A 26,191-nucleotide genomic window follows, 5' to 3' on the forward strand; every position below is an offset into this window, starting at 1 on the left:
GAAGCGACGCGAACGAAGTGAGCGCCCTTGAGGGACCGGACCGAAACGGAAGGACAGTGGACTGACGGGCAGCCCCCGACACACACCCGACCCCACCGAGGGGGTACCGCCCACCCCCACCCCGACCAGCCACCTCCCACCCCCACCAGCCCCGCACCCCTGCCCCGCCCGCCTGTGCCGTCGTACGCTGAGATGATGAGAACTCCGCGTCAGGCAGCCAGGATTGTCGTGCTCTCCCCCAGCGGGTCGGTGTTCCTGTTCCGGGAGAACAACAGCGAAGTCGGCATCCACTGGCTGCCGCCGGGCGGGGGGATCGATCCCGGTGAGACCCCCGAGGAGTGCGTGCGGCGCGAGCTGCGCGAGGAGACCGGGTGGACCGACCTGGAGCCCGAGCGGCTGCTGTGCACGTGGGAGCACGACTTCACCCACCAGGGCGTGCCGGTCCGTCAGCACGAGCACATCTACGTCACCACCGGCCCCGCGCGCGAACCCAGGCTCGAAGCCCCCGGCATCCACTGGCAGTGGGTCTCCCCGGAGCGGCTGGCCACGCTCGGCGAACCGCTCTGGCCGCCGCGCCTGCCGGACCTGCTTTCCGGCCGCCCGGCGGAGCCGGTGCACCTGGGATTGCTGGCGTAGGCGGGCGGGCCGGGCCGCACGGGCCGGCCCGGGGAGGTTCAGCGCTTCGCGGTGGCCTTCGCGTAGAGCTGGGCCGCGTAGTCGCCGAGGACCGTGCTCGTGGAGACGTCGTCGGTGTCGCCGCCCGTCAGAATGCCGATGATCTTGCCGTCGCGGCCGATCCAGGCGCTGCCGCTCGTGCCGCCCGGGAAGTCGGCGCAGTCGAAGCGCTGTTCCGTCGGGCTGAGCCGGACGGAGAGGGACGTGCAGGTGCGGGGGACCTTGCGGTCGGCGGGGTAGCCCGTCACCGTGACCTCCTCGCCGGCGCGGCCGGAGGTGTCCAGGGGGGCTGCGCCGGTGACGTCCTCGATCGTGCGGCCCTTGTCGTCGGGGGCGAGGCGGGCGAAGGCGAGGTCGTAGTCGTCGTCCGTGTCCTCGGCCCAGCGGTCGTCCTCGAAGACCTGCTCGATCTTCCACGTGCCGTACGGGGCAACGCCGTTCGCGTACGCGGGTGCGAAGACGGCGCCGCCCGCGCTGTCGCGCTGTACCCCGGCGAGCAGGCAGTGGCCGGCGGTGACGATGAGGTTCTTGCCGGGGCTCTGGACGACCGTCGCGGTGCAGAAGTGGTCGCCGTCGAGGCCGCCGGTGAAGAGGGCGCCGGTGAAGGCGGCGGGCCCGCCGGGCTTGGGCGTCACGGGAGTCGGCGGCGGGGTCGACAGCTGCGGTTTCGACGCTTGCGATCGCGACGGGCCGGTGGGAGCGGACGAGGGTGCGGCGGCCTTGGCCCGTGCGGGCGCGGCCGCTTCGGGTGGCGGCGCCAGCTCGGCCACCGCCGCGGAGGCGCCCAGCGCCGCCGCGGCACACAGAACCGCCGTGATGACGGACCGCTTGTCCACCGCCATGATCCCTCCCCGCTTTGCCCCGGCGAAGCATGCCTCGTGGGCGGGGCGGGGTGCAAGATCCGGATCCGTAGGGTGGCTCGATTCACGCCGGTCCGCCGGTCCGGCGGGGCCCGCCCGGCACCCCGCCCGCCGGTGACGGCGGCACTGACCAGCACTTCCGGCTCCCCCGCGCCGCGCACGCCCGGCACCCGGCCCGGCACCCCCGCCCCGCACCCCGCCCCGATGGAGCGGCCCGCCGCCGCGGGCCCCGCCGCACCCGGCCCCGGCAAGGTCCGGAAGGGGCGGGGCCTAAACCCCCGGCCCCGCCCACAGCCCGTCCGGGGTCAGCCCGAGCAGGTCGATGGCGTTGCCGCGCACGATGCGGTCCACGACGTCCGGGGCGAGGTGGCCCATCTGGGCCTCGCCGACCTCGCGGGACTTCGGCCAGGTGGAGTCCGAGTGGGGGTAGTCGGTCTCGTAGAGGACGTTCCCGGCTCCGATGGAGTCCAGGTTCCTCAGGCCGAACGCGTCGTCGAAGAAGCAGCCGAATACGTGTTCGGCGAACAGTTCGGACGGCGGGCGCAGCACCTTGTCGGCGATGCCGCCCCAGCCGCGGTTCTCCTCCCAGACCACGTCGGCGCGTTCCAGGATGTAGGGGATCCAGCCGATCTGGCCTTCGGCGTACATGATCCTGAGGTTGGGGAAGCGTTCGAACTTGCCGCTCATCAGCCAGTCGACCATCGAGAAGCAGCAGTTGGCGAAGGTGATGGTGGAGCCGACGGCCGGCGGGGCGTCCGCCGAGGTGGACGGCATGCGCGAGGAGGAGCCGATGTGCATGGCGATGACCGTGCCGGTCTCGTTGCACGCCTCCAGGAAGGGGTCCCAGTCGTCGGTGTGGATCGACGGGAGGCCCAGGTGCGGGGGGATCTCGGAGAAGGCGACGGCGCGGACGCCGCGGGCCGCGTTGCGGCGGACTTCGGCGGCGGCGAGGCGGGCGTCCCACAGGGGGATGAGGGTGAGGGGGATGAGGCGGCCGCCGGCGTCGGGGCCGCACCACTCCTCCACCATCCAGTCGTTGTAGGCCCGTACGCCGAGGAGTCCCAGCTCGCGGTCCTTGGCCTCGGTGAAGGTCTGGCCGCAGAAGCGGGGGAAGGTCGGGAAGCACAGGGCCGACTGGACGTGGTTGACGTCCATGTCCGCGAGGCGTTCGGGAACCGAGAAGGACCCGGGGCGCATCTGCTCGTAGGTGATGACTTCCAGTTTGATCTCGTCACGGTCGTACCCGACGGCGGTGTCGAGCCGGGTGAGCGGCCGGTGCAGGTCCTCGTACACCCACCAGTCGCCTATCGGGCCGTCGTCGCCGGGGGCTCCCATGACGGGGGCGAACTTGCCGCCGAGGAAGGTCATTTCCTTGAGGGGGGCTCGGACGATCCGGGGGCCGGTGTCGCGGTACCTGGACGGGAGCCTGTCCCGCCAGACGTGCGGGGGCTCCACCGTGTGGTCGTCCACCGAGATGATCTTCGGGAAGGTCTCCATGCCTCCCACCGTAGCGCTGATCTGACGAACCGTCAGCTAGTTGGAAGCGGATCGGTCCCTGGCGGACTGACGTGTACGCGCGAGACAGGGCAGACTGGCCCTCAAACCGACGGAAGGCAGGGGGGACGACAGATGGACGGCATACCGGCCATCCCGCACCAGCGGAACCACCCCGAGGCAGCCCGGACGGCCTCCACTCCGGCCGGAACCCCCGCACCCACCACCCCCGCGCCCCCACCGGTACCCATGCCCTCACCCGCATCCCCACCCTCACCCGCGCCCCCGTCCGCGCCCGCCGCGCGCCCCGAAACCGCCCCCGCCCCCGCCCCCGGCGGCAACCGCTTCGCCGTACTCGGCCCCGTCCGGGCCTGGCGCGGCGGCGAGGCCCTGCCCTCCGGCAGCCCCCAGCAGCGCGCCCTGCTCACCGCACTGCTGCTGCGCGACGGCCGCACCGCGACCGCGCCCGAGCTGATCGACGCGATCTGGGGCGAGGACCCCCCGCAGCAGGCCCTCGCCACCATCCGTACGTACGCCTCCCGCCTGCGCAAGGTCCTCGACCCCGGGCTGCTCGTCACCGACGCCGGCGGCTACGCGATCCGCCTGCGCCACCCCGAGGCCCTCGACCTGTGCGTCGCCCGCGCCCTGGCCGCCGACGCCGACCGGGCCCGCTGCGCCGGCGACCGCGCCCTCGCCCGGACCCTGCTCGCCCGGGCCCTGGACCTGTGGGACGGCGAACCCCTCGCCGGGGTCCCTGGCCCGCACGCCGACACCGAACGGACCCGGCTCGCCGAATGGCGCCTCCAGCTGCTGGAGACCCGCCTCGACCTGGACCTGGAGGTCGGCCACCACGCCGAGGCCGTCTCCGAGCTCACCGCCCTCACCGCCGCCCACCCGCTGCGGGAGCGGCTGCGCGAACTGCTGATGCTGGCCCTCTACCGCAGCGGACGGCAGGCCGAGGCCCTGGCCGTGTACGCCGACACCCGCCGGCTCCTCGCCGACGAACTCGGCGTCGACCCCCGCCCCGAGCTCTCCGACCTCCAGCAGCGGATCCTGCGCGCCGACACCGAGCTCGCCCGCGCCGAGGACCCGGCACCGGCCGCCGCGCCCGTCCCCGTCAGGCCCGCCCAATTGCCCGCCACCGTCCCGGACTTCACCGGCCGGACCCCCTTCGTCAGCGAGCTCGGCGACATCCTGGCCGGCGCCGGGGGCCGGGTCATGGCCGTGTCCGCGCTGGCCGGAATAGGCGGCGTCGGCAAGACCACCCTCGCCGTGCACGTCGCCCACGCCGCCCGGCCCCACTTCCCCGACGGGCAGCTCTACATCGACCTCCAGGGCACCGAGCCCCGCCCCGCCGAGCCCGAAGCCGTCCTCGGCTCCTTCCTGCGCGCGCTCGGCACCCCCGACAGCTCCATCCCCGACTCCCCCGCCGACCGGGCCGCGCTCTACCGCTCCCTCCTCGACGGCCGCCGCGTCCTCGTGCTGCTCGACAACGCCCGCGACGCCGCCCAGGTCCGCCCCCTGCTGCCGGGCACCGGGGGCTGCGCCGCCCTCGTCACCAGCCGGGTCCGGATGTCGGGCCTCGCCGGGGCCCATCTCGTCGACCTCGACGTGATGAGCCCCGATGAGGCCCTGCAGCTGTTCACCCGGATCGTCGGCGCCGAACGCGTGGGCGCCGAACGCAAGGCCGCCCTCGACGTCGTCTGCGCCTGCGGCTTCCTGCCGCTCGCCATCCGCATCGCCGCCTCCCGGCTCGCCGCCCGCCGCACCTGGACCGTCTCCGTCCTCGCCGCCAAACTCGCCGACGAACGCCGCCGCCTCGACGAGCTCCAGGCCGGCGACCTCGCCGTCAAGGCCACCTTCGAACTGGGCTACGGCCAGCTGGAGCCCGCCCAGCAGCGCGCCTTCCGCCTCCTCGGCCTCGCCGACGGCCCCGACATCTCCCTGCGCGCCGCGGCCGCCGTCCTCGACCTGCCCGAGCACGACACCGAGGACCTCCTGGAGGCCTTAGTGGACTGCTCCCTGCTCGAATCCGCCGCGCCCGGCCGCTACCGCTTCCACGATCTCGTACGCCTCTACGCCCGGGCGTGCGCCGACCGCGACGAACAGCCGCCCGGCGGCCGCGACGCCGCCCTCGACCGGCTCCTCGACTTCTACCTCGCCACCGCCTCCCGGGTGTACGCGCTGGAGCGCCCCGGTGACCGGCTCCCCGCCCACCTCTCCGCGACCCGCCACCCCGGCCTCGTCCTGACCGAGCCCCGGGCCGCCCTGGACTGGCTGTTCGCCGAGGCCGACCCGCTGCTGGCCTGCGTCCGGCAGGCCGCCGTACGGTCCGCCGCGCTCACCGACGACGGGCGCACCGACGCCCTGCGCCGGGCCGTGGACCTGCTGTGGGCGGCCAAGGACCTCGCCGAGTCCGGCGCCAACTCCAAGCAGTACGAGTCGTCCGCCCTGACCCTGCGCGAGGCCGCCCGGGCCGCGAAGGACCCGCGGGCCGAGGGCCGCGCCCGCACCACCCTCACCATGGTCCACCTGGTCGCGGGCCGGTTCACCGAGGCCGACGACGAGGCCCGCCAGGCCATGGACCTGGCCCGCGAGGCCGAGGACCCGCTGCCGAGCTGCTGGGCTCCCAACGACCGCGGGATCATCGCGCTCTACCAGGGGCGGCACACCGACGGCGAGCGCTACCTGCTGGAGGCCATCGAGAACTTCCGCGCCGACGGGAACCTCATCGGCGAGGCCAGCGCCCTGTGCAACCTCTCCCGCATCCACGTCGAACTGGGCCGCCTGCCCAGCGCCATCGACCTCGCCGAGCGGGGCATCGCGGTCTACGACCGGATGGGCCTGACCCTGCGCCTGGCCAACGGCCGCTACGCGCTGGGCATCGCGCTCACCCAGGCGGGACGGCTGGCCGAGGCGCTGGCGCAGCTGGGCGAGGCGCTGTCCCTGTTCCACGACAACCGGCAGCCGCTGTGGGAGGGCGTGACGCACTTCCGGCTCGCCGAGGCGCACCTGGCCGCGGCTCGGCCCACCCTGGCCGCCAAGCACGCCGAGCAGGCGATCGCGCTGCGCGGGATCGGCGGGGAGTGGCGGCGGGCGACGGTGCTGACCGTGCTGGGCAAGGCGCTGCGGTCCCTGGGCCAGGCGGACCGGGCGCGGGCGTGCTGGCGGGACGCGGAGACCGTGTTCGCCCAGCTGGGTTCCGCCGAACTGGCCGAAGTACGGACGTTGCTGGCGTCCGAGATCGCCGCCTGAACGGCGCTGAGCGGGGCCTTCGTCCGGATGGACGGCGCGTTCATCGTTCGTTTATCGCCGCGCGGCACGATAGGTGCATCGACCCGGAGCGTCGGGGGGCACCCGGGTCGACGTTGGAGGACCACCCGTTCGGCGGCCACGGGGGAATCGCCGAACGGGCCCGACCCACCATCAGGAGACCCGATGACGACGAACGAGAACACGTCGCCGCTCGAAGGTGACATCAGACCGCTCGACAACCACGCGTCCGGCACCGAGATCAAGCCGCCGGTTCCGCCGGTGGAACCGCCGGCCGACCCTGCGCAGGCCGGGCAGACCGCGGGCGAGGACATCGTGACGCTGGACAACCACGCGTCCGGCCCGCGCCCGTAGCCCGACCGCACGACGGCACGACAGCACGACAGCACGACGTACGGGGGAACGTACGTACGGGGGACAGCACGGGGAGCGTACGGGGGAAACGTACGGGGGCTCCCCACGGGGGAACGGCGGCCGCGGTGGCCAGGAGGGGGACCACCGCGGCCGCCGCACGCCCACGTCCGGACAGCGGGGCCGGATACCAGGGGCCGGGGCCGGATGGCAGGGGCCGGACGCGGGGGCCGGACACTAGGCTGGGGGCGTGTTCACCTCACAGGGCCCGAGCCTGGGCGAGCTGGCCGTCCAGGCCCTCTCCTCCGTCGAGCGCGGCTACGACCTCCTCGCGCCCAAGTTCGACCACACCCCCTTCCGCACGCCCGACCGGATGCTCGACGCCGTCGAGGAGGCCCTGGCCCAGCACGAGGGCTCCTTCGGCTCCGGGCTGGACGTCTGCTGCGGCACCGGCGCCGGCCTGCCGATGCTGCGCCGCCTCTGCCGGGACCGGGTCACCGGCGTGGACCTCAGCGCGGGCATGCTGGCCGAGGCCGCGCGGGAACACCCCGAGGGAGTGGACCTCGTACGGGCCGACGCGCTGGCGCTCCCGCCGTCCCTGACCGGCTCCTACGACCTGGCGGTCAGCTTCGGCGCGTTCGGGCACTTCCTCCCCTCCGAGCGGCCCGCCCTCTTCTCCGGCGTGCACCGCGCCCTGCGCCCCGGCGGTGTCTTCGCCTTCCCGGTCGGCGCCCCGGTCCCGCCCACGTCACCGGTGTGGTGGGCGGTCGCGGGCTTCGACGCGGCGATGCGCGTGCGCAATGCCGTGTGGCGGCCGCCGTTCGTCATGTACTACCGCACGTTCCCGCTCGGCCCGGTCCGCGCGGACCTGACGGCCGCCGGGTTCACGGTCGGGACGGTCCCGCTGGAGCACTTCGGGCGGCGGCCCGACGGCAGCCCGCGCTGGCGCCTGGTCCTGGCCCGGCGGGCCGCCGTCTGATCACCAGATCCGGTCGAAGGTGAGCCGGACCCGTTCCTGGTCGGTGACGTCGCTGCCGCTGCGCAGCCGCGCCCGGTCGTTGTCGGACAGGGCCCGCCCGTAGATCCGTACGTCGTCCAGTGCGCCCGCGTAGAAGGCCTTCTGGTCGGGCTGCGTGCCGAGGTGGATGGTGAAGGCGCCGGTGGGCCGGAAGTCGAGCCGGCCGGGGGGCTGTTCGGTGACCGCGGGGTCGCCGCCGTCGACGGTGAGCTGGAGGCGGCCGCCCTCGCGCTGGAACACCACGTGGTGCCAGGCGTCGTCGTCCACGGGGCGCCGGGAGGCGACGGTGACGGGTCCGGTCCCGCCGTCGAGGGTGCCTTCGAGGCGGCCGGTCGCCGGGTCGGTCTCGATGCGGAACTGTTTGGTGCCTGATCCCTGGCCGTAGCCCCAGACGAGCGGCTGCCGGGCGCCGCTCTCGTGGTCCTGGCCGCGGGTCTTGTACTTCACCCAGGCGGCCACGGCGAAGTCCCCCTCACCGAGGCGTAGTTCGTCGGGGCAGTCGATGAGGCGCAGGAAGTCGTCCTTGCCGTCGAAGCGCATGGTCTTGCCGCCGTCGGGCCGGTTGCCGAGCCGGGGGGCGCCGTGGACGACGGCGTGGTTGCGGTGGGGGGTGGCGTCGGTGGTGCGGCGCGGCGTGAGGTCTTCGGTGGCGGCGGCCAGGGCTTCGGGGGTGAAGGAGGTGAACTTGACGTAGCCGTGCGGGGTGCCGTTGGCGGTCTCGTAGAGCATGCCGATCCGGCCGTCCGGCAGGACGGACATGTCGGAGTAGCCGGCCCGTTCGCGCAGGACGACGGCTCCGCCGGCGGACCAGGTGCGGCCCTGGTCCGTGGAGGTGCGTACGGCGAGGGTCCAGCGGTCGGAGAACTCGGCGCCGGGCCGGCTGGGCGCGGAGAGCAGGAGGGGGCCGCCGGGGAGCTGGAGGAGCGAGCCGGAGGCGGGCGGGGCGGTGAGTCCGGTGACGGGGGTGAAGCCGGGTGCGGGGAAGCCGGGAGCGGCGGCGTCGTCGACGAGCGCGGCCACGCGGTGGTCGGGGGTGCCGCAGGTGGCGGTGGAGCGGGCGTTGACGTAGATCCGGCCGTCGGGGAGCTGGGTGAGGGCGGGCTCGTTGGGGGCGGGCGTGCCTTCGGGGGCTCCCCAGCGTGCGCCCGGCTGCCAGGTGAGGCCGCCGTCGTCGCTGTAGAGGAGCTGGGCGCCGGATTCGTTGGACTCGGTGCGGTAGTCGGCGCTGACGACCATGCGGCCGGGCTGGTCGGGGCGGGTCGGGGTGAGCTGGATGCCGTGGCCGGGGCCGACGGAGATCCACGCCCAGTCGGGGCCCTTGAGGTGGGGCTGCGGGTTGGGTTCGACGCTCCAGGTGGCGCCGTCGTCGCCGCTGTGGGCCAGGCGCAGTTCGCGGGGGCCGCGGACGCGGTTGCCGGCGGCGTCGGGGGCCCAGGTGCTGTAGGCGTGGAGGAGGGAGATCCGGCCGGAGGCGGAGTCGACGACGGGGACGGGGTTTCCGTAGGCGCCGGGGTCTCCGGCGCCGCGGACGACCTCCATCGGGCCCCAGGTGCGGCCGTTGTCGGAGGAGCGCTTCATGACGAGGTCGATGTCGCCGATGTCGTCGCAGCCGGAGGTGCGGGCCTCGGCGATGGCGAGGAGCAGGCCGTCCTTGGTGGTGGTGAGGGTGGGGATGCGGTAGCAGTCGTAGCCCTCGGTGAAGGCGCTGAAGGGCGCGGAGAGGGCGGCGGTCAGACCGGGCCTGCGCTGCGCCGCGGGGCCGTCGTCGCCGTCCGCGCCGGGGGGCGCGCCGGGCAGGAGGACGGCGGCCGCGACGGCCAGTGCCGCGGCGGCGGCCGCCGCGGCACCGATCGCGACCCGGACCCGGGGCCCCCGGAGGAATCGGACGGCTGTTTGGTGCGAGCTCACCCGTGCAGGCTAACGCGGGCGGTGGCGGGGCCGGTCAGGCGTGCTGCCGGCGTGCCCTGAGTTCGGTCTTCAGGACCTTGCCGCCGGCGTTGCGCGGCAGCTCGGGGACGAACTCCACGGCCCTGGGAACCTTGTAGTTGGCCATCTCCCGGCGGGACCAGGCGATCAGGTCGTCGGCGGTGAGGGTGGAGCCGGGGCGGCGGACGGCGTAGGCCTTGCCGACCTCGCCGAGCCGGGCGTCGGGGACTCCGATGACGGCGACGTCGGCGATGTCCGGATGGAGGCCGAGGAGTTGCTCGATCTCGGCGGGGTAGGCGTTGAACCCGCCGACGATGAACATGTCCTTGATCCGGTCGGTGATGCGCAGGTTGCCGTCCGCGTCGAGGACCCCGACGTCGCCGGTGCGCAGCCAGCCTTCGGGGGTGATGGCGCGGCCGGTGCCCTCCGGGTCCTCGAAGTAGCCGCGCATGACGTGGTGGCCGCGTACCCACACCTCGCCGGCGGTGCCGGGCGGCTGGGGCGCGCCTTCGGGTCCGGCGATGCGGACCTCGGTGCCGGGGATGGCGCGGCCGGAGGTTTCGGAGACGACCTCGGGCCGGTCGCCGCGGCGGCACATGGTGACGATGCCGCTGGCCTCGGAGAGTCCGTAGGCGGTCAGGACGGTGGCGATGCGCAGTTCGGCGCGGAGCCGTTCGACGAGCTGGAGGGGGACGACGGCCGCGCCGGTGACGACCAGGCGCAGGGCGGACAGGTCGTGGTGGTCGCGCTGGGGGTGGTCGAGGAGCGACTGGTGGAGGGTGGGCGGTCCGGGGAGTACGGAGATCTTCTCGGCGGCGACGTTGGCGAGGACGGTGTCCACGTTGAAGACGGGCTGGGGGACCATCGTGGCGCCGCGCATCAGGCAGGCGATGATCCCGGCCTTGTAGCCGAAGGTGTGGAAGAAGGGGTTCACGATGAGGTAGCGGTCGCCCTCGCGGAGTCCGGCGAGCTCGCTCCACACGTCGTAGCAGCGCAGGGTCTGGGCGTGGGTGATGACGGCGCCCTTGGGGCTGCCCGTGGTGCCTGAGGTGAAGATGATGTCGGAGGGGGCGTCGGGGCGCAGGGAGTCGGCGCGTTCGCGGACCCGGGCGGCGGGGACGGTGTCGCCGCCGGTGAGGAAGTCCTTCCAGGTGCGGAAGGACTCGGGGGCGTCCTCGGCGAGGACGACGACCTGTTCCAGGTGGGGCAGTCCGGGGAGCGGTCCGGTGCCGGGGCCTTCGGCGGCGGCGCGGCGCAGGGAGGCCACGTAGGAGGTGCCGAGGAAGGTGCCGGTGACGAACAGCAGGCGGGCGCGGCTGCGCTGGAGGACGTACGCCGCTTCCGCGCCCTTGAAGCGGGTGTTGAGGGGGACGAGGACCGCGCCGGCGGAGACGGCTCCGAGCGCGGAGACGATCCACTCCAGGGTGTTGGGTGCCCAGACGGCGACCCGGTCGCCGGGTTCGACGCCGGCGGCGAGGCAGGCGGCGGCGGCGCGTTCGACGCGTTCGCCGAGCTGCGCGTAGCTGACGCGGATCCGGCCGTCGACGACGGCCTCGTGGCCGGGGTACCGGGCGGCGGCGTCCCGTACGAGTCCGGCGACGCTGCCCCAGCGGAGGTCCCCGCGGCCGTACAGCGCGTCTCCCGGATCGTTCCCGGATCCGTCCGTGCCCCTGTGCTCGTGTCCGCCCTCGTCCATCGCGCGCCCTCCCTGCGATCCCCATAGCTGACTATCCGTCAGATTAGCTGTAGCCTTCGCGGCTGTCAGTACTGGCGCACCCCCCGGAGGTGGCGATGGCGGCAACGCTCAAGGACGCTACGGCAATCGTCGGCATCGGCCAGACCGCCTTTGCCAAACGACTGCCCGGCTCCGAAAAGGAACTGGCGTGCCGGGCCATATTGGCGGCACTGTCCGACGCCGGCATAGACCCCGGAGAGGTCGACGGGTTCGCCTCCTACACCATGGAGGAGACCGACGAGGTCGAGGTCGCCAAGGCCGTCGGCGCCGGCGACGTCACCTTCTTCTCCAAGGTCGGCTACGGCGGCGGCGGATCCTGCGCCACCGTCGGCCACCTCGCCGCCGCCGTCGCCACCGGCCAGGCCACCGTCGGCGTCGCCTGGCGCTCCCGCAAACGCGGCTCCGGCCCCCGCCCCTGGAAGAACACCGCCGTCCAGCTGCCCACCCCCGGCCAGTGGACCCGCCCCTTCGGACTGCTGCGCCCCGCCGACGAGATCGGCATGCTGGCCCGCCGCTACATGCACGAGTACGGGGCCACCCGCGACCACCTCTTCAACGTCGCCATGGCCTGCCGCAACCGGGCCAACGAGAACCCGGCCGCCATGATGTACGAGCGTCCGCTGACCCGGGAGATGTACATGACCTCCCGCATGATCAGCGACCCGCTGTGCCTCTTCGACAACTGCCTGGAGACCGACGGCGCCCTGGCCTGCGTGATCGTCTCCGCCGAACGGGCCCGGGACTGCCGCCAGAAACCCGTCTACGTCCACTCCGTCGCCCAGGGCCTGCCCGCCCAGCACCACGGGATGGTCAACTACTGGAACGACGACCCGCTGTCCGGGCCCGCGTGGACCGCCGCCCGACACCTGTGGAAGCAGGCCGACTTCGGCCCCCAGGACGTGGACGTCGCGCAGATCTACGACGCCTTCACCCCCCTCATCCCGCTCTCCCTGGAGGGCTACGGCTTCTGCGGACGCGGCGAGGGCGCCGCCTTCACCGAGGGCGGCGCCCTGGAGATGGGCGGCCGGCTGCCGATCAACACCGGCGGCGGCGGCCTCTCGGAGGCCTACGTGCACGGCTTCAACCTGATCAACGAGGGCGTCAAACAGCTGCGCGGCACCTCCACCGCCCAGGTGCCGGACGCCGCGACCTGCCTGGTGACGGCGGGCGAGGGTGTCCCCACGTCCGCGATCCTGCTGCGAGCCTGAGGAGCCGACCATGACCTCCACCAGCCCTGCCCCCGCCGGCCCCGGACCCGCCGACGCGCTCCTGCTGCCCGTTCCCGACGAGGACGGCGCCCCCTTCTGGGAGTACGCCGCCCGCGGCGAACTCCGCGTCCAGGCCTGCGCCGCCTGCGGCCGGCTGCGCTTCCCGCCCCGCCCCTGCTGCCCGCACTGCCGGTCGTTCGACAGCGAGTGGCGCCTGATGAGCGGGCGCGGCCGGATCTGGTCCTACGTACGGCCCCACCCGCCCCTGCTGCCCGCGTACGCCGCGCAGGCCCCGTACAACGTCATCCTCGTCGAACTCGCCGAGGAGCCGCTGATCCGGCTGGCCGGGAACCTGGTGACCACCCCCGACGCCCCGCTCGACTCCGTCGACCCGGCGCGGCTGCGCATCGGGGCCCGGGTGCAGGTGGTGTTCACCGAGACGGGCGGGATGGCCGTGCCGCGCTGGATCCTGGAGAAGCCGTGACGCCCCGGGTCGAGCGGGACGGGGACACCGGGGTCGTCGTGGTCACCCTCGACCGGGAGCACCGGCACAACGCCGTCGACCTGGAGACCGCGGCCGCGCTGACGGCGCTGTGGCGGGAGCTGCGCCACGACGGACGGGTGCGGGCCGTGGTGCTGACCGGCGCGGGCAGCGCCGCCTTCTGCACCGGCATCGACCGGTCGGCGCAGGTGCCGCAGCCGGCCTCCCCGTACTCGGTCGACGACCCGCTGATCGCGATCGGCCCGAAGACCTGCGACCTGTGGAAGCCGGTGATCGCCGCCGTCAACGGCATGGCCTGCGGCGGCGCGTTCTACCTGCTCGGCGAGTCGGAGTTCATCGTCTCCGCCACCACCGCCACCTTCTTCGACCCGCACACGACCTACGGGATGGTCAGCGCCTACGAGGCCGTCTACATGGCCCAGCGGATGCCCTTCGGGGAGGTCGCCCGGATGTCGCTGATGGGCACGGCGGAGCGGCTCTCCGCGCGGCGCGCCCACGAGATCGGCCTGGTCTCGGAGCTCGCCGAGCCCGCGGAGCTGCTGGAGGCGGCCCTGCGTCCGGCGCGGACGCTGGCCGGTTTCCCGACGGAGGCCGTACAGGGCACCGTGCGGGCCCTGTGGTCCGCGAAGCGGGCCGCGCTCCAGCAGGCCCTGGACCAGGCCCCGGCGCTGATCGGCCTGGGCAACCTGCCGCCGGAGCGGCAGGCGGAACTGTTCGGCTCCCGGGCGCCGGGAGCGGAGTACCGCCTGCGCTGAGCGGACGGGGTGGACGGAGGCGGACGGGGGCGGAGGGGGGCCGGAGGGGGCGGACGGGGGCGCCCGACGTATCGGCATTCGCCACCCCGCGGCCGGAACGCACCCTTCCGTTCTCTCTGCCACCAGCGAAGACTCCCCCTCAGCCGGTCCGCACGGGCCGAAACCGTGGTTGCATCCCGTGACCGAACCCGGCGGCCAGCCGCACCCCACCCGCGTCCCTTCGGTGAGCACCGACCCACCACGAGGAGCACGGCACCAGTGCGCACCATCGCCACCGAGATCAGCATCGACGCGACGCCCGAAGAGGTCTGGGCGACCCTGACCGACCTCCCCCGCTACTGCACATGGAACCCGTTCATCCGCCAGGCGGCGGGCGAGGTGGTCCCGGGCGGACGGCTGGACCTGACGATGTACTCGGAGTCCGGGAAGCCGACGGTCTTCCGCCCGACCGTCCTCGTGGTCAACCCGGCCGTCGAGTTCCGCTGGGTCGGCCGGTTCCTCGTCCGCGGCCTGTTCGACGGCGAGCACTACTTCCGGCTGGCCGAAGGCCCGAACCGCACCACGCGCCTGGAGCACGGCGAGCGGTTCAGCGGTCTGCTGGTCCCCTTCCTCGGCAAGGTGCTCGCGGGGACCTCCCGCAACTTCACGGCGATGAACGACGCCCTCCGCACCCGCGCCGAATCGGCCCGGACGAGGTCCTGACCCACCCCCCGAGACCCCCGGCCCCCGCCCGCCCCGTCCGGCGTGCGGGGGCCGGGCCCCCGGCGTAGCGTGCCGATCATGACGCCTCTCCCGGAAGGCCGGGCATGATCCGCAACGTACTCGGTTCACTGATGGGTCTGGCCGGCGCGGCAGCAGCCCTGTGGAGCCCCTTCCGCGCCTGGTACGACGGCCGGCAGGGCCGCGACTACCGCGTCGAGGAGCTGTTCTCCGGCTCGGGCATCACCGCCGACCGGGCCGCGCTGCTCGGCTCGCTCCTGCTGCCGTTCCTGTGCGCCGCCGTCCTCGTACTGGCCGCGGCGGTCCTGCGGTCGCGGCTGCTGATGGCGGTCGCCGGGATCCTGGTCCTCGGCTTCGCGGTGCTGTGGATGGTCCGCCAGGGCCAGGCCGTCGGCAGCCTGTCGGTCGGCGGTGACGGGCAGGGGCTCGGGGACGGCGTCGCGAACGCCTTCGGCGGCGGCGCGCTCATCCTGCTCGGCGCCCTCGTGATGCGCGGCCGGCCGCGCCGCGACCGGCGCCCGCTGCCCCGCGACACGGGCGGCCCCGACGCCCCCACGACCTGGGAGAACCGGCCCGTCACCCCGCAGACCGAACCCTGGCACCCGGACGAGCGCCCGGAGCCGCGCCCCGGCGAACGCCCGTAGGGCGCCACGCAGGGAGGGTCGTCGCGTCCGGGTTATCGCGTCCGGTCCGTCCCGGAAACGGCGGCGGCCCCGGACCCCCCGGAGGGGGCGGGGCCGACCGGCACGGCGGGGATCAGGCGGCGACGACGCCCGAGGCGGCGATCTCGACCTTGGCCTTCGGGGCACCGGACTGCGAGCCCAGGGACTCGATCTGGTCGACGAGCTCCTTGCCCTCGACGACCTCGCCGAAGACGACGTGCTTGCCGTCGAGCCAGGAGGTGACGACGGTGGTGATGAAGAACTGCGAGCCGTTGGTGTTGCGGCCGGCGTTCGCCATCGACAGCAGGTACGGGCGGTCGTGCTTCAGGTCGAAGTTCTCGTCGGCGAACTTCTCGCCGAAGATGCTCTTGCCGCCGGTGCCGTTGTGGTTGGTGAAGTCACCACCCTGCAGCATGAACTGCGGGATGATCCGGTGGAAGCCCGAGCCGGCGTAGCCGAAGCCGTTCTGGCCGGTGGCCAGCTCGCGGAAGTTCCGCGCGGTCTCCGGAACGACCTTGTCGAACAGCTCGAAGACGATGCGGCCCGCGGGCTTGTCGTTGATGTTGATGTCGAAGTAAACGTTGCTCATGGGGTCCATCCTGTCACTCCCGGTGCCGTGGGGCAGCTGGAGGGGCCGCAGCCCCGCCGTCCGCGCAGGTCATCCGCCCGTACGGGTGCCCGTGCCCTTGGCGGCGTCCAGGGCGTAGACGCACCGGTCCTTGCTGCACGCGTACACCACGCCCGCCTCCGCGACCGGGGCGCCCGTGATCTCCCCGCCGGTGGCGAGCTTCCAGCGGAGCTGGCCGCCCGCCGCGTCCAGGGTGTACAGGCAGTGGTCCGCCGAACCGAAGTGCACCCGGCCGTCCGCGACCGCCGGCGAACCGGTGATCTCCCCGCCCGCCGCGAACCGCCACTTCGGGGTGCCGGTGACCGCGTCGAGCGTGTACAGGGCACTGCCCGCACCCAGGTGGACGTTGCCGTTGGCCACGATCACCGCGTCCCCCGAGGGGCGCGGCTCGGTGGCGATGCGCCAGCGGTCCTTGCCGGTGGCCGCGTCCAGGGCGTAGACCGTGCCCAGGTAGTCGGCGAGGTAGACGCCGCCGCCCGTGACCGCCGCTCCCGGGGCGAACGCCGGGGGCGCCAGGAACACCGCCGGAGCCTCGAAGTGCCAGCGGACCCGGCCCGAGGCCCGGTCCACCGACAGGACACGGGTACCCGCGGCCACGTACACGTTGCCGTCCGCGGCCGGGGTGACGCGGACCGGGACGTTGCCACAGGAGGCCGCGTCCCCGACCGGGTACGACCAGGCCTCCTGACCGGAACGGGCGTCCAGCGCCCGCAGCCGGGCGTCCTGCCACACGTACACGGTGCCCTCGTGCAGGACGGGCGCCGCCTCCGGGGTCTCGAAGTCGCTCTGCGCCCCGGTCAGCTCCCACAGCTTCTGGCCGTTCGACGCCTCCCAGCCCTGGACGCCGCCCCCGCGCGTGGCGGTGATCACGGTGCCCCGGTCGGCGCGCAGCGCGTACACCCAGGCGTCGGTGGACAGCCGCCACCTCTCGGAGCCGTCGGTCGCGTCCAGCGCGTACAGGGAGGGCCCGTCGGAGGCGTGGATGCGCCCGTCGGACACCGCCATGGACCAGGCGACGTCCCGCGTCTTGAACTGGCGGCGGCCGCTGCCGACGTCCAGGGCGTGCACCTCGAACGACGTGACGTACAGCAGGGCGCCCGCGACGGTCGGGGTGCCCCAGACCTCGTTGGACATGCGGAAGCGCCACGGCCGCCAGCGGCCGCTGTCCGGCGACGGGCCCGGGCCCGGCACCGTGCCGACGGACGAAGGCGACGGACCGCCGACGGCGGACACCCCGGAGGGCGCCGGGGAACCCCCGGGCGGGCGGACCCAGCCGGTCGCCGAATGCCCCGCGGCGGGCCCGGCCGGAGCCGCTGCCGTGGCCCGCGGGCCGGGCCCGATCGGCACCGGCGACGCACCGAGCCGCACGGGCGCACCGGGCAGCGACGGCACCGGCGGCCGGTCCGGACGCGGCGGCGCGGCCTGACCGGTCCGCGGGTCCACCCACGGGTCGGCGGCGCCGCGCGGACGGCGGTGCGTGGCGGCCCCGGACGCCGGCCCGGCGGCCGGACCGCGGGCCGGGACGACGGGCGCGGCCGGCGTACGGTGCCCCGCGCGCCGGGCCTCGATCATCGCGACGGCCCGCTCCGGCAGCCACGCCGAGGCCGTCCCGCTCTCGTCGCCGCCCTCGAAGAGGTGCGGTGCCAGCTGCGCCTGGAGGTCGGCCGGGGTCGGCCGCTGGGTGGCGTCCATCTGCATGCACGACTCGATCAGCGGCCGCAGTTCCTCCGGCAGCCCCTCCAGGTTGGGCCCCTCGCGCAGCAGCATGAACACCGTCTCGACCGGGTTGGCACCGTGGTACGGCGGGTGCCCGGTCGCGGCGAAGACGAGGGTCGAACCGAGCGAGAAGACGTCGCTGGCGCCCTTGACGCTGCGCGAGTCCTTCGCCTGCTCCGGCGACATGTACGCGGGCGTGCCGACGGCGACGTTCGTCATGGTCAGACGGGTGTTGGAGACCCCGCTCGCGATACCGAAGTCGATCACGCGCGGGCCGTCCTCGACGACGAGCACGTTCGACGGCTTCAAGTCGCGGTGCACCAGGCCGGCACCGTGGATCGACTGGAGCGCCTCCGCGATTCCGGCGGCGAGCCAGCGCACGGCCTGCGCGGGCATCGGCCCGCACTCGTTGACGATCTCCTCCAGGGAGGGCGCCGGAACGTACGCCGTGGCCAGCCACGGCACGGCGGCACGCGGATCGGCGTCGACGACGGCCGCGGTGTAGAAACCGGAGACCGCGCGCGCCGCCTCCACCTCGCGGGTGAACCGCACCCGGAAGAGCTGGTCCTCGGCGAGCTCGGTGCGCACCGTCTTGATCGCGACCCGCCGCCCGGACGCCGACCGCGCGAGATAGACCAGCCCCATGCCGCCGGCGCCGAGCCGTCCCAGCACCTCGAAGGGGCCGATCCGTCTCGGGTCGTGCTGCGTCAGCTGCTCCACCACTCGCCTCCACACCTCCCCGTACGGGTCCACGCCGGACCCGCTCATCCCACCAGAACGCACCGGCGCGCACCGGCCGGGCGGTCGGTACGCGTCAGCACGCGCGTCAGTACGCGCACCGGCACGGCGGTCTGCCCGTGCGGCGTCCCTCGTGGGACGGCGCCCCGCCCGCGGGCACCGGCCCGCCGGGGCGGCGTCCCACTCCGTGCAGCGTCTCACCCCGGGCAGCGCCCGGAGTCGCGCAAACCCGATTCTGTCAGGCCCGCGCCTGGTCCGGCCCCGGCTCCGCGTGGGCTTTCACACGTGGCTCCGACAGGAGGGCGAAGACGGCCCCCTGATTGTCGGCGACGACCGCGATCCGGCCGTACGGCGTGTCGAAGGGATCGGCGGTGACCCGCCCGCCGAGCCGCTGCACCGTCGCGACGCTCTGGTCGCAGTCCGGGACGGCGAAGTAGACGAGGAAGTGCGCGGGCATGATCTCCGGGAAGGCGTCGGTGATCGGGCTGCGGCCCAGCACCGCGGTGTCGGTGCCGGCGACGCTGCCGGGCGGCGACCACACGCGGTACTCGACGCCGCTCGCGGGGTCGTCCTGGTCCTGCGGCACGTAGCCGAAGACGTGGGCGTAGAACACGTCCACGGAGTCCCGGGCCCGCGTGTACACCTCCGCCCAGCAGTACGTGTACGGCTCCTGCTGGGCGTCGAAGCCGTGGTGGGTGCCGGGCTGCCACAGGCCGAAGACGGCCCCGCCGGGGTCGGCGGCCATCGCGGCGGTCCCGTACGGGCCCACGGGCTGCGGATCCATGACCATCTGGCCGCCGGCGGCGCGGATGCGGGCGGCGCAGGCGTAGGCGTCGGAGGTGTACAGGTACACGCCCCAGACGGTGGGCATGCGGCCGTCGGGCTTGGGGGCGAGGGCCGCGACGTTGCGGCCGCGGCTGTAGGCCTGCGTGTAGTGGCCGTACGCGGCCCCCGCGTCGTCCCCGAAGGTCCACCCGAAGAGCTCACCGTAGAAGCGCTTGCCCGCCTCGACGTCGGGGAGCGAGGCGTCGACCCAGCAGGGCGAGCCTTCCGCGAATGCGGCCATGAGCCGGGTCCTTCCGTCGTGCGGGGCGTACGGGGTGTACGGGGTGCGCGGGCACCGGGTTTATGGTGGTCTGCGGCGTTTTCCGGTCTCGCGTGCCGGCTTCGCGTTCCGGCCTCGTGTTCCGGCCTCGTGTTCCGGCCTCGTGGACATCGTGTGGATCGAGGCGGTTCACACCTCTCCGCAATGATCCGCCCGAAAAGTTGTCCACAGCCTGTTCATAAGACTATTCGGGGGATACGTCACGGTACGTGCGCGGTCACACCCCCGCCGGGGCCGGGCCGCCCCCGGCCGGAATCCGCCCCCGGAGCCCGCGCGGGGCCGCTCCCCCGCAGGCCCGGGGGGCCGTAGCCCCATTTGCAGGCGGCCGAATAGCGCGCCGATCCCCCCTCGGTAAGCTGACGGCATGACAGGACAAGTACGCACCGTCGACGGGCGTGTCGCCGGCCGGCGCGGCCAGGCGACGCGGCAGAAGCTGCTCGACTGCCTCAGCGAGATGCTCAGCTCCTCGCCGTACCGCGACGTCAAGGTGATCGACGTCGCGCGCAAGGCCGGCACCTCCCCCGCGACCTTCTACCAGTACTTCCCGGACGTCGAAGGCGCCGTCCTGGAGATCGCCGAGCAAATGGCCACCGAGGGCGCGCAGTTGACGGCGCTCGTCGAAGGCCGCAACTGGGTCGGCAAGGCCGGCTGGGCGGCCGCCGAGGAACTCGTCGAGGGCTTCCTGGAGTTCTGGCGGCGCAACGACGCGATCCTGCGGGTCGTCGACCTCGGCGCGGCCGAGGGCGACAAGCGGTTCTACAAGATCCGCATGAAGATCCTGAACTCCGTCACCAACTCCCTCACGGAGTCGATGAAGGAGCTCCAGGCCAAGGGCAAGGTCGACAAGGACCTCAGCCCGGCGGCGATGGCCGGCTCGCTGGTGGCGATGCTCGCCGCGGTCGCCTCGCACCAGAAGGGCTTCCAGACCTGGGGCGTCAAGCAGGCCGAGCTCAAGCCGAACCTGGCGCTGCTCGTCCACCTGGGCATCACCGGCAAGAAGCCCACCAAGTGACGGCGGACCCCTTCCCGGGGTCCGCCGGTCCCGTCCCGCCTGCTGCCGTCAGCGCCGTTCCAGGCGGAACAGTCTGATCTCCCGCTCGATGCGCGCCTGGTACGTCGCGTACGGCGGCCAGAACTTCAGTACCGCCTGCCACGCCTCCGCGCGCTCCGCCCCCTCCAGCAGCCGGGCCCGCACGGCGATGTCCCGCCCCTGCCAGCTCACGTCCGCATCCGGATGCCTGAGCAGGTTCCCGGTCCAGGCCGGGTGGCCGGGGCGGCCGAAGTTGGATCCGATCAGCAGCCAGCTCGTACCTCCGTCCTCCGGCATGCACGCGAGCGGCGTGGTGCGCGGTTCGCCGCTCTTCGCGCCCTTCGCGGTGAGGATCACCCCGGGCAGCATCCGGGCACTGAGCAGCACCTTGCCCCGGGTCAGCCGGTGGACCGTCTTGTCCATCGCGGGGATGAAGTGCGGTGCGAGCTTGGCGAACAGCACGGTCGAGGAGACCTTCTGCATCAGCTTGACGCCGACGCCCTGGGCCACAGCCATCAGACGGCCGCCTTCACTGGTTCCGTAGGGGACTGCGCGGGGGGTGCGGCGGGTGTGGTGGGTGCGGGGGGTGTGACGGGTGCGGTGGGGCCGGTGGCTTCGGGGTCGGCGGCCGCGGGGTGCGGGGCGAACAGGCCGGAGCGGTGTGCGGCGTGTGCCCGCAGCCGGTGGACGGGGCCGAAGAGCAGTTCGTCGGCGGCCGCCCGCTTGAAGTAGAGGTGCGCCTCGTGCTCCCAGGTGAAGCCGATCCCGCCGTGCAGCTGGATGGCCTCCCCCGACGTCACCCGCAGGGCCTCCAGCGCCTGGGCGAGGGCGAGGGGGCCCTGCTCCGGGTCCCAGGCGGCGTAGTAGGCGGCCGACCGGGCCGCCTGGAGGTGTACGTACAGGTCGGCGAGCCGGTGCTTGACGGCCTGGAAGGATCCGACGGCCCGGCCGAACTGTTCGCGCCGGCGGACGTGGTCCACCGTGCGGTCGAGGGCCCGGGCCGCCGCGCCGACCGCTTCGGCGGCCAGGACGGCGGCGGCCGTACGCCCCGTCGCGGCGAGGGCGGACAGGACGGCGGCGGCGCCTTCACCCTTCCCGTTGCCTCCGCCGCGATCGCCTTCGCCGCGGCCGCCTTCGTCTTCGCCCAGGAGCTCGGCCGGTACGTCGCGCAGCTGGACGCGGCCCTGCGGGCGGGTCTCGTCGAGGGTGGCCTGCCGGGACCGTACGAGGCCGGGCGCGTCCTCCCGTACCAGGAACAGCAGGGTCCGGCCGCGGGCGAAGCCACCGGTGTGCGCCGCGACGAGGAGCAGGCCCGCGCTGTGCCCGTCCAGCACCTGGGCGACTTCCCCGTACAGCCGCCACCCGCCGGCGGCACCGGCGTCGGCGCGGGCCTGCACCCCGCCGGCGCGACCGCCGCCGGCCCAGTCGCCGGGGGTGTTGTCGCCGGTCAGCGCGAGGGCCGTGGCCAGGGCGGGCCCGGGTACGGCGAGGGCGGCGCCCAGCTCGCCGGAGGCCAGCGCGGGCAGCAGCGCGGACCGCTGGGCGGCGGTGCCGAGGGCGGTGACCAGCGGGGCGACGAGTACGGCGGTGGCCAGCAGCGGCGAGGGCAGCAGGGCCCGCCCGGTCTCCTCGCAGGCCAGCGCCAGGTCGGCGGGGGTGCAGCCCACGCCCCCGTACTCCTCGGCGATGGCGATGCCCGGCAGGCCGAGCTGGTGGGCGAGCTGCTGCCACAGCTCGCGGTCGTGTCCGGCGGCGGTGCGGACGGCGGCCTTGACCTCGTCCGGGCCGCAGCGTTTGCCCAGGATCTCGCGCAGGGTGCGGCGCATCTCGTCCTGCTCCGCGGTGAAGGCGGCGTCCATCGTCGGGCTCCTCCCCGTATCTGACGGGCCGTCATGTTAGGGCGGCGGCGCCGAGATGCACAGGGGCGGGAGACGGGGGGTTCGGGACGGGGAGACGGGGGCCGGAGGGCGGAGGGGCGGGCCGCCCGCGGAGGGGGTCAGCCGCGGCCCCGCGCGCGGGCCACCACGGCGGCGGCGAGGAGGCCGCAGCCGGCGCAGGTCATGAGGGCGTAGCCGAGGACCTCGTGACCGTCGGGGATGACGTGCCGCAGGAACCCCAGGAACCTGACGAACCCGAACCATTCGTGCAGCAGCCCGGAGACGCCCGCCACGAGCAGGACACCACCGAGCGCACCGAACCCGTTCCCGGGCCGGGCGTTCGCGGAGGGTGAGGAAGTCATCCCCCGACGGTAAGGGGGAGGGGTGCGGCCCGCATCGGCCTTCCGTCGCGGGGGGCAGCGACGAAAGAGAACAACGGGCGGGGCGTAGGGGAGTGGAGGGGGAGCAGGAGGGAGAGCGGGTGTCCCCCACTAGCGTCTGACGTACCGTCAGATATACCGTCGCCCCATGCCTGGACCGTCTGGACAGCCTCGCCCCCTCCCCTCCCCCACGCCCCACCGCCGGGTCGCGGTCGTCGGCGTCGCCCTCTCCGACTGCGGCCGGGTCGACGGCCCGACCCCGTACGCCCTGCACGCCCAAGCCGCCCGCAGGGCCCTCGCCGACTCCGGCCTGGACCGCTCCGTCATCGACGGCTTCGCCTCGGCCGGCCTCGGCACCCTCGCACCGGTCGAGGTCGCCGAGTACCTCGGCCTGCGCCCCACCTGGGTCGACTCCACCTCCGTCGGCGGCTCCACCTGGGAGGTCATGGCCGCCCACGCCGCCGACGCCATCGCCGCCGGTCACGCGAACGCCGTACTCCTCGTCTACGGATCCACCGCCCGCGCCGACATCAAGGCCCGCCGCCGCACCTCGAACCTCTCCTTCGGAGCCCGGGGACCGCTCCAGTTCGAGGTCCCGTACGGGCACACGCTGATCTCCAAGTACGCCATGGCCGCCCGCCGCCACATGCACGAGTACGGGACGACCCTGGAACAGCTCGCCTCGGTGGCCGTGCAGGCCCGCGCGAACGCGGCGACCAACCCCGACGCGATGTTCCGCACCCCGCTGACCGTCGACGAGGTCCTCGGCTCCGAGATGATCGCGGACCCCTTCACGAAGCTGCACTGCTGCATCCGCTCGGACGGCGGCTGCGCGGTGCTCCTGGCCGCGGAGGACTACGTACCGGACACGGCGAAGGCCCCGGTCTGGGTGCTGGGCGCGGGGACCTCCGTCTCGCACACCACGATGTCGGAGTGGGAGGACTTCACCGTCTCCCCCGCGGCCGTCTCCGGACGCATCGCCTTCGAACGCGCCGGCCTCACCCCGGCCGACGTGGACCTCGCCGAGATCTACGACGCCTTCACCTACATGACCCTGGTGACCCTCGAAGACCTCGGGTTCTGCGCCAAGGGCGAGGGCGGGGCCTTCGTGGAGAAGGGCCGCCTGCTGCGGGAGGGGGAACTCCCGGTCAACACGGACGGCGGCGGCCTGTCGGCCTGCCACCCCGGGATGCGCGGACTGTTCCTGCTGGTCGAAGCCGTACGCCAACTCCGCGGCGAAGCCGGCCCGGGCCAGGTCACCAAACCCGGCAACCGCCTCCCGGAGGTAGCCCTCGCCTCGGGCACAGGAGGCTGGTTCTGCTCCTCGGGAACCCTGATCCTGGGGCGGGGGTAAGGGGCGGGGCCCTGCTGGTCCGCATCAGGGAGGGTTTGGTGGTTTCCCGTCAGTCTCATCGGCTCTCCGGGCTGGACCGGTCCCTCAAGGGCGCTCCCTGCGGTCGCGTCGCTACGCGATGGCCTACGGCCACCCTTGACCGACCGCCCCACCCCGGAAAGCCGAAGACCGACGGGAACCCCCCAAAAGAACGGTCACGGGGAAGAGCCAGAGGAGCGGGCACCTCAGCGACGAGACGACGCGCCGGGGCTCGGCCGACCGGGCACACGGCCCCCTCGCGCCCCCTTCCGGGACCACACCCACTCCCTACCCACCCGAAATGACGACCACATCAGCTTGGGGCGCAGTCAGGCGCATCAGATCGCTACGCGCTCCTCTCGGCTCAGCGTCCGACAACCGTCTGGGGCTGATGACCGGCGGCCTCTACGTTGGCGACCGCAGTGCTGAACTCACGCCCGGACGCGCCCCGGATATAAGCCAGTTCCACCCAGCGCTCCACTCCCGTATCCGAGACGTTCTCGTTGACCACGGCCATCAACTCCCCCTCGGCGCCGGACGCGACATCGCGCACGCGACGCCGCAGGAGCCGGTGGGGCACGTATTCGTACCGCTCAGCCATCGGACCTCTCCTCGAAGGAGGAGACGAAACGCTCCCAGCCAACGCGAGCACGATCGAGGAGTTCCTGACTGATAGGAGTTGAGCCTGGGTGCGGCCATGGGCCGTCCGTGACTTCTCGAGCGTCGAAAATTGGGCTTGGGAACGCGGGGAGGTGCGCCAGGCCCTTCGCGCGCGTGATGTGGGTGCGGTGTTCCGGTACGTGCAGCAGTACGGCGGAGCCAGCCAGGCGCGGATCGCTGCGGCGGTGGGCATGACCCAGGCTCGGGTGAACGAGATCATCAATCGACGCCGGGAGGTGTCACGGCTTGACGTGTATGAGCGGATCGCGGACGGTCTGAACATGCCTGACGACGCCCGCCATCTCCTCGGGCTGGCGGCCGGTCGTGAGCAGCACCCCGGTGGGGCGGCGTTTGACCTCGCAGCGTTTCCTGAGGTGGTGCGTGTGTACTCCGCACAGGTCTCCGCGCAGGAAGAGATCCAGCAGCAGGCCCGCACTGCGGAGCAGTTGGACATTCTGGCTGTCCGCGGCCTGGGTCTGATCGGTCTGAACGATTCGATGCTGCGCTCTCACCTCGGAAGGGAGGGCGCAGGTCTCCGCGTGCGCGTTCTCCTGCTCGACCCGGAAGCGCCGGCCCTTGCCCTACGCGCCGCCGAGATCGGCGAGTCGGCGGAGTCCCTCGCGGGCGGGGTGCGGCTGGCCGAAGCCCGGCTTCGTGAGCTTGCCGGGATCTGTGACATCGAGGTGTACAGGTACGGCATGCTGCCCACGTGGCGGTTGATCCGGGCGGATTCCACCATGTTCGTCGGCGCGTTCGATGTGGGCTGGGAAGGCCACGAATCCGCCACCTACAAGGTGATGGAAACACCACACGGTCCGTTATTCAGGGGCTTCCGGCGCATGTTCGATGCCCTGATCGAGGGTGCCGAACGTACGGTTTGAGAGAGGACGGGCGGATGATCGAAGCGGAGCTCAAGGCGCGGGTGCACGCGCCGGAGGAGACGTTGCGACGGCTCGACGAGCGAGCCGTGGGGCGGGCCGAGGTGTACCAGGACACCTACTACGACACGGCGGACGGGGCCTTGGGAGCCCGGGACGAAGAGCTTCGGGTGCGGACCGTGCACGGGGAGGACGAAACCCGCACGGTCCTCACGTACAAAGGCGCACGGGTGGACGAGGAGTCCGGGTCGAAGCCGGAGCACGAGACCCGTGTAGACGATGCCCAAGCCGTACACGCCATGCTGTGCGGCCTTGGGTACGTACCGGCGGTCGCCTTCGAGAAGCGGTGCAGGAACTACGTCTTCCAAGCACGAGGCCGGAAGATGCTCGCCACTCTGGTCCGCGTTCCCGAGGTGGACGGCACGTTCCTGGAACTGGAGACCCTGGTCGCCGAGAAGGACGTGGCCGGTGCCCTTGACGACGTCCGCGAGGTCCTCGCCGAGCTCGGCATCGGTGCGGAGGACCTGACGCGCGAGCAGTACACCGACGCCGTGAGGGCCCGTCGCGAAAGCCGGCACTGAATGCTGTGGTGACCGCATCGGGAACCCGCCGAAATCCTGGTGCCCGT

At 73.4% G+C, this 26,191-nt stretch carries 24 protein-coding genes; 13 read left to right on the forward strand and 11 right to left on the reverse strand.

Features of this window, described 5'->3' with window-relative positions; all coding sequences use genetic code 11:
- The first annotated feature begins 195 nt into the window (after positions 1 to 195).
- Positions 196 to 636 (forward strand): NUDIX domain-containing protein, encoded by a 441-nt coding sequence (locus ABZZ17_RS36665; RefSeq protein WP_356883092.1) that lies wholly within the window; start codon positions 196 to 198, stop codon positions 634 to 636.
- Positions 637 to 674: 38 nt separating this feature from the next.
- On the opposite strand, the gene ABZZ17_RS36670 is transcribed toward ABZZ17_RS36665, so the two are convergent.
- On the reverse strand, positions 675 to 1,517 hold the full coding sequence (locus ABZZ17_RS36670; protein WP_356883094.1) for a trypsin-like serine protease: 843 nt from the start codon (positions 1,515 to 1,517) through the stop codon (positions 675 to 677).
- Between the two features lie 288 nt (positions 1,518 to 1,805).
- A complete protein-coding gene (locus ABZZ17_RS36675; protein WP_356883096.1) occupies positions 1,806 to 3,032 on the reverse strand; it encodes an amidohydrolase family protein in 1,227 nt (408 codons plus the stop codon).
- Positions 3,033 to 3,164: 132 nt separating this feature from the next.
- On the opposite strand from ABZZ17_RS36675, the gene ABZZ17_RS36680 reads away from it, so the two are divergent.
- From ABZZ17_RS36680 to ABZZ17_RS36690, 3 genes are all read left to right on the forward strand, one after another.
- Positions 3,165 to 6,284 (forward strand): BTAD domain-containing putative transcriptional regulator, encoded by a 3,120-nt coding sequence (locus ABZZ17_RS36680; RefSeq protein ID WP_356883098.1) that lies wholly within the window; start codon positions 3,165 to 3,167, stop codon positions 6,282 to 6,284.
- A gap of 183 nt (positions 6,285 to 6,467) precedes the next feature.
- The gene (locus ABZZ17_RS36685; RefSeq protein WP_356883100.1) at positions 6,468 to 6,656 is read left to right on the forward strand and encodes a hypothetical protein; all 189 of its coding nucleotides are present in this window, start codon (positions 6,468 to 6,470) and stop codon (positions 6,654 to 6,656) included.
- A 247-nt stretch (positions 6,657 to 6,903) separates the two neighbouring features.
- Positions 6,904 to 7,632, forward strand: a complete 729-nt coding sequence (locus ABZZ17_RS36690) for a class I SAM-dependent methyltransferase (protein ID WP_356883102.1) — start codon at positions 6,904 to 6,906, stop codon at positions 7,630 to 7,632.
- Here the strand turns inward: ABZZ17_RS36690 and ABZZ17_RS36695 are convergent, their stop codons facing one another.
- Both ABZZ17_RS36695 and ABZZ17_RS36700 read right to left on the reverse strand, forming a co-directional pair.
- The gene (locus ABZZ17_RS36695; RefSeq protein ID WP_356883104.1) at positions 7,633 to 9,579 is read right to left on the reverse strand and encodes a sialidase family protein; all 1,947 of its coding nucleotides are present in this window, start codon (positions 9,577 to 9,579) and stop codon (positions 7,633 to 7,635) included.
- Between the two features lie 34 nt (positions 9,580 to 9,613).
- On the reverse strand, positions 9,614 to 11,293 hold the full coding sequence (locus tag ABZZ17_RS36700; protein WP_356883106.1) for a FadD3 family acyl-CoA ligase: 1,680 nt from the start codon (positions 11,291 to 11,293) through the stop codon (positions 9,614 to 9,616).
- A 95-nt stretch (positions 11,294 to 11,388) separates the two neighbouring features.
- Here ABZZ17_RS36700 and ABZZ17_RS36705 point away from each other — a divergent pair, with 95 nt between their 5' ends.
- From ABZZ17_RS36705 to ABZZ17_RS36725, 5 genes are all read left to right on the forward strand, one after another.
- Positions 11,389 to 12,540, forward strand: coding sequence for a lipid-transfer protein (locus ABZZ17_RS36705; RefSeq protein WP_356883108.1), 1,152 nt, complete (start codon positions 11,389 to 11,391; stop codon positions 12,538 to 12,540).
- Positions 12,541 to 12,550: 10 nt separating this feature from the next.
- On the forward strand, positions 12,551 to 13,024 hold the full coding sequence (locus ABZZ17_RS36710) for an OB-fold domain-containing protein (protein ID WP_356883110.1): 474 nt from the start codon (positions 12,551 to 12,553) through the stop codon (positions 13,022 to 13,024).
- Positions 13,021 to 13,797 carry an enoyl-CoA hydratase/isomerase family protein gene (locus tag ABZZ17_RS36715; RefSeq protein ID WP_356883112.1) on the forward strand — a complete coding sequence of 259 codons (777 nt, stop codon included), beginning with the start codon at positions 13,021 to 13,023 and terminating at the stop codon, positions 13,795 to 13,797. The genes ABZZ17_RS36710 and ABZZ17_RS36715 overlap by 4 nt, the downstream gene beginning before the upstream one ends.
- A gap of 258 nt (positions 13,798 to 14,055) precedes the next feature.
- A complete protein-coding gene (locus ABZZ17_RS36720; protein WP_356883114.1) occupies positions 14,056 to 14,499 on the forward strand; it encodes an SRPBCC domain-containing protein in 444 nt (147 codons plus the stop codon).
- A 104-nt stretch (positions 14,500 to 14,603) separates the two neighbouring features.
- The gene (locus tag ABZZ17_RS36725) at positions 14,604 to 15,161 is read left to right on the forward strand and encodes a hypothetical protein (RefSeq protein ID WP_356883116.1); all 558 of its coding nucleotides are present in this window, start codon (positions 14,604 to 14,606) and stop codon (positions 15,159 to 15,161) included.
- Positions 15,162 to 15,273: 112 nt separating this feature from the next.
- Here ABZZ17_RS36725 and ABZZ17_RS36730 read toward each other — a convergent pair whose 3' ends face one another.
- From ABZZ17_RS36730 to ABZZ17_RS36740, 3 genes are all read right to left on the reverse strand, one after another.
- A complete protein-coding gene (locus tag ABZZ17_RS36730) occupies positions 15,274 to 15,768 on the reverse strand; it encodes a peptidylprolyl isomerase (RefSeq protein WP_356883118.1) in 495 nt (164 codons plus the stop codon).
- 69 nt (positions 15,769 to 15,837) lie between these two features.
- On the reverse strand, positions 15,838 to 18,291 hold the full coding sequence (locus tag ABZZ17_RS36735; RefSeq protein WP_356883120.1) for a PQQ-binding-like beta-propeller repeat protein: 2,454 nt from the start codon (positions 18,289 to 18,291) through the stop codon (positions 15,838 to 15,840).
- Positions 18,292 to 18,499: 208 nt separating this feature from the next.
- Positions 18,500 to 19,327: a VOC family protein gene (locus ABZZ17_RS36740; RefSeq protein WP_356883122.1), complete on the reverse strand. Its 828-nt coding sequence runs from the start codon at positions 19,325 to 19,327 to the stop codon at positions 18,500 to 18,502.
- Positions 19,328 to 19,730: 403 nt separating this feature from the next.
- On the opposite strand from ABZZ17_RS36740, the gene ABZZ17_RS36745 reads away from it, so the two are divergent.
- Entirely contained in the window at positions 19,731 to 20,378 is a 648-nt protein-coding gene (locus tag ABZZ17_RS36745) for a TetR family transcriptional regulator (RefSeq protein ID WP_053681170.1), read from the forward strand.
- A gap of 48 nt (positions 20,379 to 20,426) precedes the next feature.
- Here the strand turns inward: ABZZ17_RS36745 and ABZZ17_RS36750 are convergent, their stop codons facing one another.
- From ABZZ17_RS36750 to ABZZ17_RS36760, 3 genes are all read right to left on the reverse strand, one after another.
- The gene (locus ABZZ17_RS36750) at positions 20,427 to 20,912 is read right to left on the reverse strand and encodes a nitroreductase family deazaflavin-dependent oxidoreductase (RefSeq protein WP_356883124.1); all 486 of its coding nucleotides are present in this window, start codon (positions 20,910 to 20,912) and stop codon (positions 20,427 to 20,429) included.
- A complete protein-coding gene (locus ABZZ17_RS36755; RefSeq protein ID WP_356883126.1) occupies positions 20,912 to 22,255 on the reverse strand; it encodes an acyl-CoA dehydrogenase family protein in 1,344 nt (447 codons plus the stop codon). The genes ABZZ17_RS36750 and ABZZ17_RS36755 overlap by 1 nt, the downstream gene beginning before the upstream one ends.
- Before the next feature lie 137 nt (positions 22,256 to 22,392).
- Positions 22,393 to 22,635 (reverse strand): hypothetical protein, encoded by a 243-nt coding sequence (locus ABZZ17_RS36760; RefSeq protein ID WP_356883128.1) that lies wholly within the window; start codon positions 22,633 to 22,635, stop codon positions 22,393 to 22,395.
- 166 nt (positions 22,636 to 22,801) lie between these two features.
- Between ABZZ17_RS36760 and ABZZ17_RS36765 the strand changes: the two genes are divergently transcribed.
- Positions 22,802 to 24,007 (forward strand): acetyl-CoA acetyltransferase, encoded by a 1,206-nt coding sequence (locus tag ABZZ17_RS36765; protein ID WP_356883130.1) that lies wholly within the window; start codon positions 22,802 to 22,804, stop codon positions 24,005 to 24,007.
- Positions 24,008 to 24,389: 382 nt separating this feature from the next.
- Here ABZZ17_RS36765 and ABZZ17_RS36770 read toward each other — a convergent pair whose 3' ends face one another.
- Positions 24,390 to 24,626 (reverse strand): hypothetical protein, encoded by a 237-nt coding sequence (locus tag ABZZ17_RS36770; RefSeq protein ID WP_356883132.1) that lies wholly within the window; start codon positions 24,624 to 24,626, stop codon positions 24,390 to 24,392.
- Between the two features lie 151 nt (positions 24,627 to 24,777).
- Here ABZZ17_RS36770 and ABZZ17_RS36775 point away from each other — a divergent pair, with 151 nt between their 5' ends.
- Positions 24,778 to 25,566, forward strand: coding sequence for a helix-turn-helix transcriptional regulator (locus tag ABZZ17_RS36775; protein ID WP_356883134.1), 789 nt, complete (start codon positions 24,778 to 24,780; stop codon positions 25,564 to 25,566).
- A 14-nt stretch (positions 25,567 to 25,580) separates the two neighbouring features.
- Positions 25,581 to 26,144: a class IV adenylate cyclase gene (gene cyaB / locus ABZZ17_RS36780; RefSeq protein ID WP_356883136.1), complete on the forward strand. Its 564-nt coding sequence runs from the start codon at positions 25,581 to 25,583 to the stop codon at positions 26,142 to 26,144.
- Positions 26,145 to 26,191: the final 47 nt, after the last annotated feature.

The organism is Streptomyces sp. NPDC006512 (assembly GCF_040611935.1).
Classification (GTDB): domain Bacteria; phylum Actinomycetota; class Actinomycetes; order Streptomycetales; family Streptomycetaceae; genus Streptomyces.

What these genes read in the sequence shown, in the direction of transcription:
- ABZZ17_RS36665 (WP_356883092.1), top strand. Translation starts at nt 196, where the DNA reads ATGAGAACTCCGCGTCAGGCAGCCAGGATTGTCGTGCTCTCCCCCAGC.
- ABZZ17_RS36670 (WP_356883094.1), bottom strand. Translation starts at nt 1,517, where the DNA reads ATGGCGGTGGACAAGCGGTCCGTCATCACGGCGGTTCTGTGTGCCGCG.
- ABZZ17_RS36675 (WP_356883096.1), bottom strand. Translation starts at nt 3,032, where the DNA reads ATGGAGACCTTCCCGAAGATCATCTCGGTGGACGACCACACGGTGGAG.
- ABZZ17_RS36680 (WP_356883098.1), top strand. Translation starts at nt 3,165, where the DNA reads ATGGACGGCATACCGGCCATCCCGCACCAGCGGAACCACCCCGAGGCA.
- ABZZ17_RS36685 (WP_356883100.1), top strand. Translation starts at nt 6,468, where the DNA reads ATGACGACGAACGAGAACACGTCGCCGCTCGAAGGTGACATCAGACCG.
- ABZZ17_RS36700 (WP_356883106.1), bottom strand. Translation starts at nt 11,293, where the DNA reads ATGGACGAGGGCGGACACGAGCACAGGGGCACGGACGGATCCGGGAAC.
- ABZZ17_RS36705 (WP_356883108.1), top strand. Translation starts at nt 11,389, where the DNA reads ATGGCGGCAACGCTCAAGGACGCTACGGCAATCGTCGGCATCGGCCAG.
- ABZZ17_RS36710 (WP_356883110.1), top strand. Translation starts at nt 12,551, where the DNA reads ATGACCTCCACCAGCCCTGCCCCCGCCGGCCCCGGACCCGCCGACGCG.
- ABZZ17_RS36725 (WP_356883116.1), top strand. Translation starts at nt 14,604, where the DNA reads ATGATCCGCAACGTACTCGGTTCACTGATGGGTCTGGCCGGCGCGGCA.
- ABZZ17_RS36730 (WP_356883118.1), bottom strand. Translation starts at nt 15,768, where the DNA reads ATGAGCAACGTTTACTTCGACATCAACATCAACGACAAGCCCGCGGGC.
- ABZZ17_RS36735 (WP_356883120.1), bottom strand. Translation starts at nt 18,291, where the DNA reads ATGAGCGGGTCCGGCGTGGACCCGTACGGGGAGGTGTGGAGGCGAGTG.
- ABZZ17_RS36740 (WP_356883122.1), bottom strand. Translation starts at nt 19,327, where the DNA reads ATGGCCGCATTCGCGGAAGGCTCGCCCTGCTGGGTCGACGCCTCGCTC.
- ABZZ17_RS36745 (WP_053681170.1), top strand. Translation starts at nt 19,731, where the DNA reads ATGACAGGACAAGTACGCACCGTCGACGGGCGTGTCGCCGGCCGGCGC.
- ABZZ17_RS36750 (WP_356883124.1), bottom strand. Translation starts at nt 20,912, where the DNA reads ATGGCTGTGGCCCAGGGCGTCGGCGTCAAGCTGATGCAGAAGGTCTCC.
- ABZZ17_RS36755 (WP_356883126.1), bottom strand. Translation starts at nt 22,255, where the DNA reads ATGGACGCCGCCTTCACCGCGGAGCAGGACGAGATGCGCCGCACCCTG.
- ABZZ17_RS36760 (WP_356883128.1), bottom strand. Translation starts at nt 22,635, where the DNA reads ATGACTTCCTCACCCTCCGCGAACGCCCGGCCCGGGAACGGGTTCGGT.
- ABZZ17_RS36765 (WP_356883130.1), top strand. Translation starts at nt 22,802, where the DNA reads ATGCCTGGACCGTCTGGACAGCCTCGCCCCCTCCCCTCCCCCACGCCC.
- ABZZ17_RS36770 (WP_356883132.1), bottom strand. Translation starts at nt 24,626, where the DNA reads ATGGCTGAGCGGTACGAATACGTGCCCCACCGGCTCCTGCGGCGTCGC.
- cyaB (WP_356883136.1), top strand. Translation starts at nt 25,581, where the DNA reads ATGATCGAAGCGGAGCTCAAGGCGCGGGTGCACGCGCCGGAGGAGACG.